General features: G+C 72.0%; 10 protein-coding genes. All 10 read right to left on the bottom strand.

The window, feature by feature from the left end; genetic code table 11:
* Positions 1–11: 11 nt before the first annotated feature.
* The 10 genes from ACFFJG_RS12180 to ACFFJG_RS12135 all read right to left on the bottom strand — a co-directional run bounded on the left by ACFFJG_RS12180 (position 12) and on the right by ACFFJG_RS12135 (position 15,010).
* The gene (locus tag ACFFJG_RS12180; protein WP_378518995.1) at positions 12–2,783 is read right to left on the bottom strand and encodes a glycosyl hydrolase; all 2,772 of its coding nucleotides are present in this window, start codon (positions 2,781–2,783) and stop codon (positions 12–14) included.
* A gap of 267 nt (positions 2,784–3,050) precedes the next feature.
* The gene (locus ACFFJG_RS12175; RefSeq protein ID WP_378518994.1) at positions 3,051–3,950 is read right to left on the bottom strand and encodes a LysR family transcriptional regulator; all 900 of its coding nucleotides are present in this window, start codon (positions 3,948–3,950) and stop codon (positions 3,051–3,053) included.
* Positions 3,951–3,963: 13 nt separating this feature from the next.
* Positions 3,964–4,548 carry a LutC/YkgG family protein gene (locus tag ACFFJG_RS12170; RefSeq protein WP_378518993.1) on the bottom strand — a complete coding sequence of 195 codons (585 nt, stop codon included), beginning with the start codon at positions 4,546–4,548 and terminating at the stop codon, positions 3,964–3,966.
* On the bottom strand, positions 4,545–6,053 hold the full coding sequence (locus tag ACFFJG_RS12165) for a lactate utilization protein B (RefSeq protein ID WP_378518992.1): 1,509 nt from the start codon (positions 6,051–6,053) through the stop codon (positions 4,545–4,547). The genes ACFFJG_RS12170 and ACFFJG_RS12165 overlap by 4 nt, the downstream gene beginning before the upstream one ends.
* Positions 6,050–6,751: a (Fe-S)-binding protein gene (locus ACFFJG_RS12160; RefSeq protein WP_378519486.1), complete on the bottom strand. Its 702-nt coding sequence runs from the start codon at positions 6,749–6,751 to the stop codon at positions 6,050–6,052. Before ACFFJG_RS12160 ends, ACFFJG_RS12165 begins: the two co-directional genes overlap by 4 nt.
* Before the next feature lie 68 nt (positions 6,752–6,819).
* Positions 6,820–9,900 carry a glycosyl hydrolase gene (locus ACFFJG_RS12155; RefSeq protein WP_378518991.1) on the bottom strand — a complete coding sequence of 1,027 codons (3,081 nt, stop codon included), beginning with the start codon at positions 9,898–9,900 and terminating at the stop codon, positions 6,820–6,822.
* A gap of 28 nt (positions 9,901–9,928) precedes the next feature.
* The gene (locus ACFFJG_RS12150) at positions 9,929–11,407 is read right to left on the bottom strand and encodes a rhamnulokinase (protein WP_378518990.1); all 1,479 of its coding nucleotides are present in this window, start codon (positions 11,405–11,407) and stop codon (positions 9,929–9,931) included.
* Positions 11,404–13,446: a bifunctional aldolase/short-chain dehydrogenase gene (locus tag ACFFJG_RS12145; RefSeq protein ID WP_378518989.1), complete on the bottom strand. Its 2,043-nt coding sequence runs from the start codon at positions 13,444–13,446 to the stop codon at positions 11,404–11,406. Before ACFFJG_RS12145 ends, ACFFJG_RS12150 begins: the two co-directional genes overlap by 4 nt.
* A 38-nt stretch (positions 13,447–13,484) precedes the next feature.
* Positions 13,485–14,648, bottom strand: a complete 1,164-nt coding sequence (rhaI, locus tag ACFFJG_RS12140) for an L-rhamnose isomerase (RefSeq protein WP_378518988.1) — start codon at positions 14,646–14,648, stop codon at positions 13,485–13,487.
* Positions 14,648–15,010, bottom strand: a complete 363-nt coding sequence (locus ACFFJG_RS12135; RefSeq protein ID WP_378518987.1) for an L-rhamnose mutarotase — start codon at positions 15,008–15,010, stop codon at positions 14,648–14,650. Before ACFFJG_RS12135 ends, rhaI begins: the two co-directional genes overlap by 1 nt.
* Between the last annotated feature and the right edge of the window lie 37 nt (positions 15,011–15,047).

Below are 15,047 nucleotides of genomic sequence, written 5' to 3'. Positions count from 1 at the left end.
TGCGGACGAGGTCACCCGCCACGGGGTTGGGGGGTCCACTTCTGGACCGTGAGGTCCCAGTCCCTGATGTCGTACGGCTGCGGCACCTCGACCTGCTCCGAGACGTCTTCGCCGTTGCTCAGCGCAGCTGTCACCGTTCCGCTGCGGGTCGTGCGGACCGCCACGCCGTCCTGGGTCGCGAAGGCGGAGTCGGCGTTGGTCGACAGGACGTGCAGCCGGTCCGCGTCGACCTTCTCGAACGCCAGCAAGGCGATGTTGTTGTAGTCGAGCTCGATCGAGACGATCGTCGAGCCGTTCTCCCACCGGTAGTCGGCGAGCTCGGTGACCGCACCGGTCCACGGGTCGATCGAGTAGGGCACGAACGTGCCGGGCTTGACCAGGTCGGTCGAGGCGTGCGGGCCGGTGCCCGCGTTGCGCACGCTCGGCTTGAGGCTGTTGGCGTGGTATGACCCGTCGTCGAAGTTGTACACGTAGGTGTACTGGTTGCCGGCGTTGTCCTGGCGGGTCTGGGAGAGCAGTTGCAGGTTCTCCTCGGAGAATCCGGTATAGGGCCGGACGCCGAGGTCCTGGAGCTTCTCCATGACGTTGTCGTCGTAGCCGCCCGGTGCGTTGCTGAAGTAGTCGATGTCGTCGTAGACCGTCGCCTGACGCACCGTCGGCAGCGTCCTGAGCTCGTCCATGACCTTCTTCAGCGCACCGTTCTTGCCGTCGTTGAACGGCGTGCGCGAGGCAGCGTCCTCCAGCACGACGACCTTCAAGCCCTGCTTGGCCCACGCCAGGATGCGCTTGGCGCCCTCGATGTCGAGCCAGTCCTGGTAGAGGACGATCGCCTTGTAGCCCGCCTTCTCGATCGTCTTCGTCTTCGTGTCGAAGTGGACGTCGTCGTCGAAGAGGAACTTCGGGCTGAAGTAGTCGTAGGTGTAGCCGTTGTCCTGCAGCTGGGTCGAGCGGTACGAGATGCCCTGGTGCGCGAGGTTCCAGTTCATCACCCCGTTGTCGCTCCCGATGCCGGCGTTCTTGCTCATGCCGTGGATCCACTGCTGGCGGATGAACCCGACGTCGGCACGTGCCTTGCCGGACTGCAGCAGCTGCTGCACCCGCCCGAGGTGGGCGTTGAACTCGTCGTAGTCCGCGGACGTGGGGTTCCGCGAGCCGAGCTGGCGGAAGCCGGTCGGGTTGTGACCGGGCCAGGCGGTGTTGCCGTAGCTGAAGCCCGCACCCCACACGTGCCAGACGATCCGTTGGAAGCCCGCCGCGTACTGGGTGTAGGCGTCGGTGAGGTCGGCCTGCCGGGTGGCGGAGTAGACCGGCATCTGGGCGCCGGTCTCGGTCGAGAGGACCTTGTTCTCCAGCTTGGCGCCGCCTGTCCAGAGGCGAAAGAGGTCGAGCTGGTTGTACTGGTTGTAGTTCTCGGCCTCGGGGTAGTCGACGTCCATGATCGGCTCGGAGATCTCCAGGGGCTTGCCGTAGGAGATCTGGGCCCGGGTCTCGATGCCGACCGAGTTCAGCCACTCCTTCAGCGGTCGGAGCATCCGCTCGCGGTAGAGCTGGGTCAGCACGTCCTGGTAGTCGCTGATGATCTGCTGGCGCTTCACGTCCTGCCCCGCGATCCGGTAGTTGCCGGTGTCGTCGAGGTCGAAGTAGGCGTCGAAGGAGAAGGACTGGACGCCCTTGACGAGGAAGAGCCACGGGGTGATGTCGTAGCCCTTGCGCTTCTTGAACTCGGCGGCCATGTCCTCGGACCAGAAGGTGAACTGGGGCGCGGTCGCGACCTTCGCCGTCCACTCGCTGCTGCCCCCCGGGTGGATCTCGAGGGAGTCCATGAACAGCTGCACGTCACCCTCGAGGATCTTGGCCCGCAGCGCCGGGTCGGCGAGGTAGTGCGTCTGCCAGAAGGCCTTGAGCGCCTCCACACCCCGCTCGTCGAAGTAGTTGGTGGTGTAGCTCGGGGTCGCCGCGGGGCTCGAGGACTGGTAGGTCCCCTGCGTCCACATCGCGAAGACCCGGTAGGTGCCGTCGGCGGGAGCGGTCCAGCTGAGGTTCTGGGTCCACGCGTCCCCGCCCTGGGTGACCTGCTTCGACAGGTCGACGAAGCTGTCCGGGTCGAGGGTGTCGCCCTCGACGACGCGGTAGGCGTAGGCCGTGACGAACTTCGCCGCGGCCTTCTGCACGCCGGCCGCCGGCGTGGGAAGGACGGAGATGGCTTGGCCGGCCGGCACCGTGCTGGTGCCGAGCGTCAGGTTCTGCATCGCGGCCTGGCTGTCAGGGTCGAGGCCGGGGACGTTGGACGTCGCCCAGTTGGTGCCGGACGTGAGGTAGACCCCCATGCCGAGGTCGAGCAGCTTGTTCATCATGAGGTCCCACTTGTGGGCCCACATCGGGCTGCCGTAGCCGTAGATCGCGTCCGGAGCGACGTTGTCGCCCTGCATCGCGAGCTCGACCCCGCGGTAGCCACCGTCGTAGAGGTTCTGGATCTCCTCGAGGAGGGTCTCGTCGGTGTGGGACGCCTCGCCCAGCCACCACCGCACGTCGGTGCTGTAGATGCGGTCGGGATCGACGTACTTCTTCTCGAGCTGCTCGGCGAACGCCGAGGTCTTCTTGACGGCGGGGGACCTCAGCACCGGGGCGGCGGTGACGGAGCCACCGGTGGGCTCAGCGGCCGAGGGACCGGCGATCGAGCCGAGGACGGCGGTCGAGATGCCGAGGGCGACGGTGAGGACGGCGGCCAGGGCCGACCGCCTGCCGCTGGAGGTCGACCTCGAGGTCGACGGTGTGGGACTCATGGTGCTCCTTGGGGTAGGGGGTCACTCCGCCGCGCGCGGACGCACGGCACCGACGCAATGGGCTCGCGGACCCACTGCGGCGAGGGTCGATGAAACGCATCAACCCCGGTCGATGTCGGGTGGCGATGGCCACCGCGTGGTGCGGCTGACCGTGTATCGAAACGTTTCAACCACTGACAGAACACTCACATGCTGTGGCGGGCGTCACAAGACACCCGACCCCCACTGGTGGTTGTGGCACCGCATCACCCGCGGTCATGTGGGCCGTCAGGCTCGGGCGACGTCCTCGACGAGCTCGAGGAACCACCGCACGCCCGGGTCGTTGCGACGGACCGGGTCGCAGTGCAGCTGGTACGGAAGCAGCGGCACCGACCACGGCGCGTCGACCACCGTGACGCCGGCCGCGCCTGCCAGGCGATGGGCGAGGCGCTCGCCGACGAGACCCAACAGGTCGGTGCCTGCGACGAGGAAGGGGACCGCGCTGAACGTCGGCGCCGTCACCCGCACGTCGATCCGCACACCGAGCTGCGCCAGCAACCGCTGGCCGGGGACGAACCCGTGGAAGGAGGTCGCGACGAACCCATGTCCGGTGAGCTCGTCCACGCTCCACCCGCGCGCCTCCTCGGCCGCGGCCGGGTCAGCCACCAGTGCCCACCGGTCCGTCAGCAGGTGCTCCGTGGGCGGGAGGTGGTCGTCCTGGCCCGCGGGCAGGAGCAGCGCGTCGACGGACGCCAGCTGGTCGTGGACCGGCGGCCCGGCCAGCTCGACGACCTCGAGGGACGCCAGCGGCGCGGCCGCCCGGAGGGCGCTGACGAGGTCGCGCCCGCGGGTCACCACGAAGTAGTCGCTCGCCCCGAGCGTGAAGTGCCGCCGCGTCTGGGCGGGGTCGAAGTCGTTGCGCTGGGTCAGTACGTCGCCCAGCCGGCGTACGAGCTCCTCGACCTCGGGGAGGAGGGTCGCGGCGAAGGGCGTGAGGGCGCTCGTGCGCCCGCTCCTCACGAGCAGGTCGTCGCCGAAGTGCTGCCGCAGCTTCTGCAGCGACTTGCTGACCGCGGGCTGGGTGAGCCCGACCCGTCGCGCTGCCTGGCTCACGCCCCTCTCCACCAGGATCGCGTGGAGCGGGACGACAAGGTTCAGGTCGAGGCGACGCAGGTCGAACGCGGCCACGGCACGCCCGTCCTCACCCGACCAGCACGACGTGCAGCGTCCGCGGTCCGTGGACGCCCTCGACCCGGTCGAGCTCGATGTCGCTGGTCGCCGACGGGCCGCTGATCCAGGTCAGCGGTCGCGCGGGGTCGAGGACGGCGAGCGCGTCGGGCACGTCGGCCACGACCTGGCCCGCGTCGACGACGCAGACGTGCAGGTCGGGCACGAGGGTGATCGCGCGGCGGCCCTGGTCGTCGCGGTGGTCAAGCACGATCGTGCCGGTCTCGGCGATGCCGACGGCGGCGCGGGTGACGACCGCGTCGAGCGCGTCGAGCTCTGCGGCGGTCAGCCCGTCGTCGCCGACCGAGCCGGCCACGTCGATCCCCAGACCGGGAGGTACGACGGCGCGCGCGGCCCCGAGCACGTCGGCCACCACGGCCGCCACCTCGTCGGCGGCGCAGCGGGTGACGACGGCGCGGTAGTCCTCCACCCGTTCGGCGAAGAGCGCGACGAGGTCGCCACGGTCGGGCGCGCGCGGAGCGGGAGGCAGGTCCGTCACCGGCGCCACGCCGTCCAGGGCCGAGCGGACCCGCCGCAGGATGTCGTCGCGGGCGCTCATTCCGGCCCCCTCTCGTCGTGACCCTCGTCGGTGCGGCCACCATCGGTGCGGTCCCACCACGCGCGGAAGGACTCGGCGGGCGGTGCGGGCAGGTCGCGGGCGCCGGTCCAGGCAGCGCCCGGGCCGGGCAGTCGTCCGGCGGCAGCGCGGCCTCCCGGCAGCGTCGTACGGGAGAACCGGCCCAGCACCCGGCCGCCGAGGCCGGAGGCGCGCTCGGCCCAGGCCAGCCGCTTCGCGGACGAGAAGGTCCAGGCGGCGGCCTTCATCGCCACAGCCTCGGCCTTCGGCACCCGGTCGCCCCGGTGCGAGTCGACGACCGCGGCACGCTGGTCGACCAGCACCGACGGGATGTCGATGCGCACCGGGCAGACCTCGAAGCAGGCGCCGCACAGCGAGGAGGCGTAGGGCAGCGAGGCGGTCTGCTCGTCCTCGACGCCGTGGAGCAGCGGGTTGAGGATCGCGCCGATCGGGCCGGGGTAGACCGAGCCGTAGGCGTGGCCGCCGACCCGCTCGTAGACCGGGCACACGTTGAGGCAGGCCGAGCAGCGGATGCAGCGCAGCGCCTGGCGGCCGACGTCGTCGGCGAGCGCGCGGGTGCGTCCGTTGTCGAGCAGGACGACGTGCACCTCCTGCGGACCGTCGCCGGGCGTCACGCCCGACCACGTCGAGGTGTAGGGGTTCATCCGCTCGCCCGTGGACGAGCGCGGCAGCAGCCGCAGCATCGGGTCGAGGTCGGACCACGTCGCGACGACCTTCTCGATGCCGACGACCGAGACCAGCACCTCGGGCAGGGTCAGGCACATCCGGCCGTTGCCCTCGGACTCGACGACGACGAGCGTGCCGGTGTCGGCGACGGCGAAGTTGGCGCCGCTGACCGCGACCTTCGCGCGCAGGAACTTCTCCCGCAGGTGCTCCCGCGCTGCGCCGGCCAGCACGGCCGGCTCGTCGGTGAGGTCGTCCGGGGCCGGGCGGCCCACCGCGCCCATCCGGCGCAGGAAGATCTCGCGCACCTCCGCGCGGTTGCGGTGGATGGCCGGCACGAGGATGTGGGAGGGCAGGTCCTCGCCGAGCTGGACGATCAGCTCGGCCAGGTCGGTCTCCCAGGCGGCGACGCCCTCGGCCTCGAGCGCCTCGTTGAGGCCGATCTCGGCGGTCGCCATCGACTTGACCTTGACCACCTCGTCGGCGCCGTGGTCGCGGGCGACCTGCGCCACGATCGCGCACGCCTCCTCGGCGTCACGCGCCCAGTGGACGGTCGCGCCGGCACGCACCAGCGAGGCCTCGAGGGTCTCGAGGTGGGTGGCGAGGTCGCGCAGCGCGGCCTCCTTCACCGCGGCGCCGGCGACGCGCAGCTCCTCCCAGTCCTCGACCTCGGCGACCACGCGGGCGCGCTTGTCGCGGATGGTGTGGGTGGCGTGGGCGAGGTTGCGCCTCAGCTGGGTGTCGCCGAGCGCGGCGCGCGCCGCGGTCGGGAAGGCCGGCATGCCGACGAAGGTCCCGGTCATCGTGCGTCCTCCTCGGTGCTGGCCAGGACCTCGGCGAGGTGCATCACCCGTACGCCGGCCCGCTGGCGCGAGAGCATGCCGCCGACGTGCATCAGGCACGAGCTGTCCCCGGCGACGAGCACCTCGGCGCCGGTGTCGCGGACGTGGCGGGCCTTGTCGGCGCCCATCGCGACGGAGGTGTCGGCGTTCTTGACCGCGAACGTGCCGCCGAAGCCGCAGCACTCGGTCGCGTGCGGCAGCTCGACCAGCTCGATCCCGCGCACCGCCTCCAGCAGCCGCGTCGGCCGGTCGCCGACGCCGAGCATCCGCAGGCTGTGGCAGGTCGGGTGGTAGGTGACCCGGTGCGGGAAGTAGGCCCCCACGTCGGTCACGCCCAGCACGTCGACGAGGAACTCGGTGAGCTCGTGGGTCCGCGGGCCGGTCTCCGCCACGGCCGCGACCAGCGACGCGTCGCCCGAGCGCTCCGCGACGATCGAGTGCTGGTGGCGCGCCGAGCCCGCGCACGATCCCGACGGCGTGACGATCGCGTCGTAGCCGGCGAACGCGTCGACGAAGGTGCGCACGACCGGCACCGCCTCGTCGAGGTAGCCGGTGTTGACCATCGGCTGGCCGCAGCACGTCTGCGCCGCCGGGAAGTCGACGTCGACCCCGAGCCGGCGCAGCAGCCGCACGACCGCCTTCCCCGTGTCGGGGAACATCGCGTCGTTGACGCAGGTGACCTGCAGGGCGACCTTCACCTCTCGCATCCTTCCACGGGGGTCGTCGCTCAGCGCCGGACCGGCTGGTCCACGTAGGGGACGAGGCGGACCGGCCCGAGCAGGCCGTACGCCTGACGCTGGGCGACGCCGTAGACCGCGGGCGTGACGGTGCGCAGCCGGTTGAGCAGCGTCGAGGCGACCTCCACCTCGATGGTGTTGGTGCCGCGGCGCAGCAGGCCGCCGAGGTCGACGGTCGGGACCAGCGGGTCGCACCCACCGACGGCGACCCCGTTGACCGTCACCCGGAAGGTGTCGGTGACCTCGCCCAGCTCCAGCCACGCGCCGTCGCGGTCGTCCCAGTCGCGGCCGAGGTCGACCTCGGTGGTGTAGCGGCCGATGCCGGAGACGTCCTGCAGCTCGGGGACCTGGCTCCACGGCACCAGCGCGGTGAGCTCGAGGGTGCGCACGGGCTTGACGGTCTCGGTCGGGGTCGCCCCCGGCTGCCAGTCCTCGACCTCGAGGCGCCAGCGCGACGGCACGATGGGCTGCCGCACCCGGTCGACGACGGTGCGCACGGTGCGCCCGTCGCCGAGCGTCGCCGTCTGCTCGCCGGCCGACGTGGCCCGCAGCACGAGCTTCCCGGGCTCCTTGCGCACGTCGAGCGCCGACGTCGCCACGGCGTGCAGGTCGGCGGCCTCGGCCGACTGCGGGGCCGCGAACGCGATCACCGTCGACTGCCCGGGAGCGAGGTCGACGCGCACCCGTACCTGGTCGCCGCGGCGCTCCCACAGACCCACGGGACGGGTCTCACCGGTCCACGCGTCGAGGACGACCGGCACGGCACGGCGCGAGGTCGTGGTCAGCCACACGTCCTGCGTGACCCGGGTCAGGCGGCGGTTCTCCGCGTGGCGCGCGTTGGCGACGTAGTAGAGGTCGACGTCGCCGAGCACCCGGCGCACGGTCATGACCGTGGACCGCTCGTGGTCGACGTCGGGCGTGACGCCGAGCTGGGCGAGGGCGACCGGCACGTCGGCGTCGGTGGCGGCGGTGCGCGTGGTCGGGAGCGCGGTGATCTCGGCGACCAGCCGCCGGATCTCCGCGACCTCGGCGTCGCCCTCCGGCAGGCCGACCGGACGCGGGTCGGACCAGTCGCGCAGGAGCACGATCGGCAGGCCTGCACGACCGATTTCGAGCACCCGGCGCGCCGTCTCGACCGCGATCGTGGCGACCTGCCCGCGGAACTGGTCGGTGCCGACGACCATCGCCTTGTAGGCCGGGCCGTCGGGCGCGAGCCGGCCGTCGCGGACGGTGGCCCGCGGCAGGTCGAGCAGGGCCGGGGTGGCGAACGAGTGGGTCCAGCCGAGCGGGATGCCGTCGTTGGTCGCCCAGAAGGCGCCGATGCCGGTGGAGGTCCAGCCCTTCTGGCGCAGGAACACCACGTCGTAGCGGGGAGTGCCGGTCTGCAGGACGAGCTGCGTGCGGGCGAGGTAGGCCGCCACGGCAGGCATGTGCTGCCACTGCGGGGTGCGCGGTCCCCACGCCTCGCCGAAGCCGATCGCACCGTTGTAGTAGGGCGAGAAGGCGGCGAACCCGGGCCAGGTGGCGCCCGGTGCGTCGGCGTACGGGAAGCCGTGGATCATCGCCTGGTTGACGCCTGCGGCGAAGATGCTGTTGAGGGTGAGCAGCGCCTGGTTCTGCTGGGTCGGGCTGGCGCTGTTGCCGCCGAGCATCGTGTTGTAGGCCGCGCCGTTGTAGCAGATCGCCTCGCACGACAGGATCGTGTGGCCGGCCATGTCGCGTCCGCCCGCCATCACCCGGTAGTCGTCGAGGTTCTTGAACCCGAGCGACTCCGTCTCGGGGACGTCGAGGAGTGCCGCGTGCTCGACGGTGTCGGTCTCGAGCCCGTAGGGCTGGACCCGCAGGCCCATGCCGAGCGAGCGGGCGAACGCCTGGATCGGCAGCAGGTGGTGGTCGCGGTAGAGGTCGGACAGCACCTGGTTGTAGTCGTCGCGGACCTGATTGGTGCGCAGGCTGTCGGTCGTGGCGGCGCCGGCGCCGGTACCGAGGTCGTAGAGGTACTTCTCCTTGAGCTCCATCACGACCGGCAGCCACGGACGCAGGTCGTAGCCGGCCCGTGCCTCGAACTCCTCGAACATCCGCGGCGTCCAGATGGTCGCCTCGGTCTCGATCTCCAGCGAGTCCTCGAAGAGGTAGCCGCCCGCACGTCCGAGGAGGCCGCGCATCTCGCGGTCGAGGATGCGGTCGTTCCACAGGTCGACGACGGCCTTCGAGCCGAGCGGGCTGAAGTGGTCGACGACGTAGGACCGCGGGTCGGTGTGCGGCGCGGCCTCGGGCTCCTGGCCGGACCCGCGCTGCCAGAAAGACAGCACGACCCACGACCCGCCGGCGGGCGAGGCGGGCGCGGTCCAGGTGAGCCGGCCGTCGACGACCCGGTCGCGGAGGTCGACGTAGGAGGTGGGGTCGACCTGCGGCAGGACCCGCGTGTTGGTCGACGGCGTGTAGCGGTGGGCCTGCAGCGCGACGAGCGTCTGCTCCGTGACCGCACCCTCGGCGTGCAGCACCGGCTCCGGGACGACCCCGTCGTACGTCGCACCCGCGGCGACGAGCGCCTGGCCGTGGGCGAGCTCGGTGCACGCCGCGTCGTCGTCGGGCGTGATGGTGGAGACGGCCGCCGGCCAGGACGGGCCGACCGTGATGTCGATGCGGACCCGGCGCTCCGCGGCGCGCGCCAGCGCGGCCTTGACCCCGGCGACCCACGACGGGGTCCCCCAGCCGTGGGCGGCGACGTCGATCGTGACGTTGCGGGCGCGCAGGCTGTGGGTGACGTCGGCGACCTCGAGCACGCCGAAGCCGGCGTCGGCCACCTGGTCGACCTCGCGGGCGACCTCGACCGGGTCGACGAGGCCGTGGGGCCACCACCAGCGGAAGCCCGCGGCGGTCGCGGTGCCGGGCTCGGCGAACCGGCGGACCAGGTCCTTCGGCAGCCACTGCGTGGCGGCCGAGGCGCCCCCGGGCGCGGCGACGGACGGCGCGGCGGCCGCGACGCCCGCCGTCACGGCGGCGGCGCCGAGCAGCGTGCGACGGGTCATCGCCGTGGATGGGTGGGCGGTCGTCCGGGAGCGGTCCACGAGATCTCCTAGGTGGTGGCGGTGCGGGTCAGGGGGTGGGGACGCGCCGGTCGGCGGCGTCCCAGTCGAGCCCGGCACGGGGGTCGTGCCGGCGTACGTCGTGGGTCTCGCGCACGAGGGCGCGCACGGCCGCGAGGTCGGGCAGGTCGGCGCCGAGGGCCCGGGCCTGCACGAGCGCGTTGCCGAGGGCGGCGGCCTCGGCGGGACCGGCCAGCACCGGGACGCCGAGGGCGTCGGCGGTCAGCTGGCAGAGCAGGTGGTTGTGGGAGCCGCCGCCGACCACGTGCACGACCTCGAGGTCCTGGCCGGCCAGTCGCGCGGCGGTGCGCAGGTGACGGCGGTAGGCCAGCGCCAGGCTGTCGAGGACGCACCGGGCGATCTCGCCGGGCGTCTGCGGCACGGGCTCCCCCGCGGCACGCGCGAGGCCGACGACGCGCTCGGGCATCGGGTCGGTCGCGCTGCCCGGACCGAGCAGCGACGGGTGGTTGATGTCGACGACGGTGCGCAGCGGCGCAGCGGTGCTCGCACCCGCCAGGAGGGAGGCGAGGTCGGTGGCCGGGGTGCCCCGGTCCTTCCACGCCCGCACGCACTCGGAGAGCACCCACAGGCCCATCACGTTCTTGAGGAAGCGGATGGTGCCGTCCACGCCGCCCTCGTTGGTGAAGTCGGCCGCGCGCGCCTCCTCCGACAGCACGGGGGCGTCGAGCTCGAGGCCGACCAGCGACCAGGTGCCCGAGGAGATGTAGCCGAAGCCCGGTTCGGAGGCCGGCACGGCGACGACGGCGGACGCCGTGTCGTGCGACCCGACCGCGACCACCGGCACGTCGCCGATGCCGAGGTCGGCGGCGACCTGCGCCCGCACCGGGCCGACGACCGAACCGGCGTCGCGGAGCGCGGGGAGGATCGACCACGGCAGACCGAGGCGGGTGGCGAGGTCGCCGGCCCACTCCCCCGTCGTGACGTCGAGCAGGCCGGTGGTCGAGGCGTTGGTGCGCTCGGCACCGACCTCGCCGGTGAGCCAGTACGCCAGCAGGTCGGGCAGCAGGAGGAGGGTGTGGGCCGACTCCAGCGCAGCGGTGCCGCGGGCGGCGACGAGCTGGAAGACGGTGGTGAAAGGCAGCTGCTGCAGGCCGTTGACGGCGTACTGCTCCCGGACGCCCACCGTGCGGGCGACGAGCTCGGGCACGCCCCGGGTGCGCGGGTCGCGGTGGCTGTAGGGGTTGCCCAGCAGCTCGCCGTCGCGGTCGAGCAGTCCGTAGTCGACCGCCCACGAGTCGATCCCGATGCCGTGGAGGTCGCCGGTGCGGGCCACCTCGGCGATGCCGGTGAGCACCTCGCGGTGGATGCCGAGCACGTCCCAGAACAGCGACCCGCCGACCGGGACGCCGCCGTTGGGGAACCGGTGCGCCTCGGTCAGCTCCAGCTGCCCGGGCCCCACGCGCGCGGCCATCACCCGGCCGCTGGTGGCGCCGAGGTCGACGGCCGCGACGCGCAGGGTCGCGGTCACCGGAGGAACGCCGCGGCCACGCCGGCGTCGACGGGGATGTGCAGGCCGGTCGTGTGGCTGAGCTCGGCGGAGCAGAGCACGAACACGGCGTTGGCGATGTTGTCCGGCAACACCTCGCGCTTGAGGATCGTGCGCTGGGCGTAGAACTTGCCGAGGTCCTGCTCCTCCACGCCGTAGACGGCGGCGCGGTTGGCGCCCCAGCCGGAGGCGAAGATGCCGGAGCCCTGCACGACGCCGTCGGGGTTGACGCCGTTGACCTTGATGCCGTGCTCGCCCAGCTCGGCCGCGAGCAACCGCACCTGGTGGGCCTGGTCGGCCTTGGCCGCGCCGTACGCGACGTTGTTGGGGCCGGCGAAGATGGAGTTCTTCGAGGAGATGTAGACGATGTCGCCCCCCATCCCCTGCGCGATCATCGCCTTCGCCGCGGCCTGCGCGACGAGGAACGAGCCCTTGGCCATCACGTCGTGCTGGAGGTCCCAGTCGGCCTCGGTCGTCTCGAGCAGCGAGCGCGACAGCGAGAGGCCCGCGTTGTTGACGACGAGGTCCACGCCGCCGAAGGCCAGCACGGTCGCGTCGACCGCGGCCTGCACCGCGGCGGCGTCGGAGACGTCGACCTGGACCCCGACGGCCACGTCGGTGGACCCGATCTCGGCGGCCGCCGCCTGTGCCTTCTCCAGCGACAGGTCGGCGATGACCACGGCCGCACCCTCGGCGGCGAGCTTGCGCGCCGTCGCGAGGCCGATGCCGGAGGCCGCCCCGGTGACCAGCGCGACCCGGGTAGCGAGCGGCTTGGGCGCGGGCATCCGCTGCAGCTTGGCCTCCTCGAGCGCCCAGTACTCGATGCGGAACTTCTCCGCCTCGTCGATCGGGGCGTACGACGACAGCCCCTCGGCGCCGCGCATCACGTTGATCGCGTTGACGTAGAACTCGCCGGCCACCCGGGCGGTCTGCTTGTCCTTGCCGAAGCTGAACATGCCGACGCCGGGCACCAGCACGATGAGCGGGTCCTTGCCGCGGATCGCGGGGCTGTCGGGCGTGGCGTTGCGGTCGTAGTAGCCCTGGTAGTCCTCGCGGTAGGCCACCGCGAGCTCCTGGAGCCGGGCGATGCTGTCCTCGATGGAGGCCGACGCCGGCAGGTCGAGGACCAGCGGCTTGACCTTGGTGCGCAGGAAGTGGTCGGGGCACGAGGTGCCCAGGGCGGCCAGTCGCGGGTGCTCGGCATGCGCGAGGAAGTCGAGGACCTCCTCGCTGTCGGTGACGTGCCCGACCATCGGCCGGTCCGCCGATGCGATGCCGCGGACCGTCGGTGCGAGGGCCGCGGCCTTGGCACGCCGCTCGGCCTCCGGCAGGGCGGCGTACCCCTCGAGCGCGGGGCCGAACGGCTCGGCCCTCGAGTGCTCGGCGATGTAGGACGCCGCGGTCTCGATGATCCAGAGGCTGTTGGCCTCGGCCTCCTCGCTGGTGTCGCCCCACGCGGTGATGCCGTGGCCGCCGAGGATGCAGCCGCGGGCCTGCGGGTTCTTCTCCTTGATCTCGGCGATGTCGAGGCCGAGCTGGAAGCCGGGACGGCGCCACGGCACCCAGACGACCTGGTCGCCGAAGATCGTCGTGGTGAGCTCGTGGCCGTCGGCGGCGGTGGCGATCGCGATGCCGGAGTCGGGGTGCAGGTGGTCGACGTGGGCGGCGTCGACGAGGCCGTGCATCGCGGTGTCGATCGACGGGGCGGCACCGCCCTTGCCGTGCAGGCAGTAGTCGAACGCCGCGACCATCTCGTCCTCGCGCTCGATGCCGGGGTAGACGTCGACCAGCGCGCGCATCCGGTCCAGGCGCAGGACCGCCAGGCCCGACGGGGTCAGCGTGCCGAGGTCGCCGCCGGAGCCCTTGACCCAGAGCAGCTCGACGTCCTCGCCGGTGACCGGGTCGGTCTCGGTGCCCTTGGCAGAGGTGTTGCCGCCGGCGTAGTTGGTGTTGCGGGGGTCGGAGCCCAAGCGGTTCGAGCGCCGGACGAGCGCGTCGACGGCGGGGTTCAGGTCACTCACGGTGCAGGTTCCTTCGGGTCGAGGCAGGGGTGGGAGGGTCAGTTCCAGCTGAGCTGCGAGCCGCCGACGCGGTCGGCCTCGATCTGCTGCTGGTAGCCGGAGTCGAGGTAGGCGCGCATCGGGTCGCCCGGCAGCCCGCGCTCCTCGCGCCAGGCGGCGAGGTCGGCGCGCACGTCGGTGTAGAAGGCGTCCATGAAGACCTGGTTGGCCAGCAGCACGTCGCCGGACTCGCGCGCGGCGTCGAGGGCCTCGGTGTCGAGGAGCAGCGCGCGGGCCGTCATCTCCTGGACGTTGAGCACCGAGCGGATCTGCCCGGGGATCTTGGCCTCGATGTTGTGGCACTGGTCGAGCATCAGCGCGACGTCGCTGCCGGCTCCGTAGCCACCACCACGGATCACCTCCACCATGATCCGGAACAGCTGGTAGGGGTCGGCCGCACCGACGATGAGGTCGTCGTCGGCGTAGAAGCGGCTGTTGAAGTCGAAGGAGCCGAGCTTCCCGAGGCGCAGCAGCTGGGCCACGATGAACTCGATGTTGGTGCCGGGGGCGTGGTGGCCCGTGTCGAGGCACACCATCGCGCGGTCGCCGAGGGCGGCCACGTGGGCGTAGGACGTGCCCCAGTCCGGGACGTCGGTGTGGTAGAACGCCGGCTCGAAGAACTTGTACTCCAGCACCAGCCGCTGGTCCTCGGAGAGCTGGTCGTAGATCGTGCGGAGGCCCTCGGCGAGCCGGTCCTGGCGGGCCCGCATGTCGCCCTGCCCGGGGTAATTGGTGCCCTCGGCCAGCCAGATCTTGAGGTCGCGCGAGCCGGTCTGGTTCATCACCTCGATGCACTCGAGGTGGTGGTCGACCGCCTTCTGGCGGACCCGCGGGTCGGTGTGGGTGAGGGCGCCGAGCTTGTAGTCGTCGTCCTGGAAGGTGTTGGAGTTGATCGTGCCGAGCGCGACGCCCTGCTCCTTCGCGTACGTCGCGAGCGCGCCGTAGTCGTCGACGGCGTCCCACGGGATGTGGAGCGCGACGGTGGGCGCGAGGCCGGTGAAGCGGTGGACGGCCGCGGCGTCGGCGATCTTCTCCTCCACGCTGCGGGGGGTGCCGGGCGAGCCGAACACCTTGAAGCGGGTGCCGGAGTTGCCGTAGGCCCAGGACGGGACCTCGATGGCGAGCTCGCCGAGCCGGTCGCTGATCTGGGAGAAGGAAGTCATCACTGGTCCGTCACTGGTGTCGTCGTGGTGTGGGCTGCGAGCTGGTCCTCGAGGTGGAAGACCTCGGTCAGCCGCAGGAAGCCCTGGTCGGGCGGGAGGTCGAGCTCCTCGAAGAGCTCACCCATCTCGGCCTGCCACCGGGCGTTGACCTCGGTGGCGGCCATGCCCGCCTGGGCCGCCGCGAGGTCGGGGGTCTCGAGGTAGCCCACGAGCAGGCCGTCGTCGCGGAGGAAGAGGGAGTAGTTGTGCCAGCCGGTGTCGTGCAGCGCCTGCAGCATGTCGGGCCACACCGCGGCGTGGCGCTCGGCGTACTCCTCCATGCGGTCGCGCTTGACCTGGAGCGTGAAGCAGACGCGGTGCATCGTCCTGGCCTCTCTGTGCGTTCGTCCGGCTGCACGT

It is taken from the genome of Nocardioides zeicaulis (assembly GCF_042432345.1).
In the GTDB taxonomy this organism is placed as follows: Bacteria; Actinomycetota; Actinomycetes; order Propionibacteriales; family Nocardioidaceae; genus Nocardioides; species Nocardioides zeicaulis.
The sequence above is the reverse complement of the archived record's forward strand: the minus strand, read 5'-3'. Positions and strand labels throughout refer to the sequence as shown.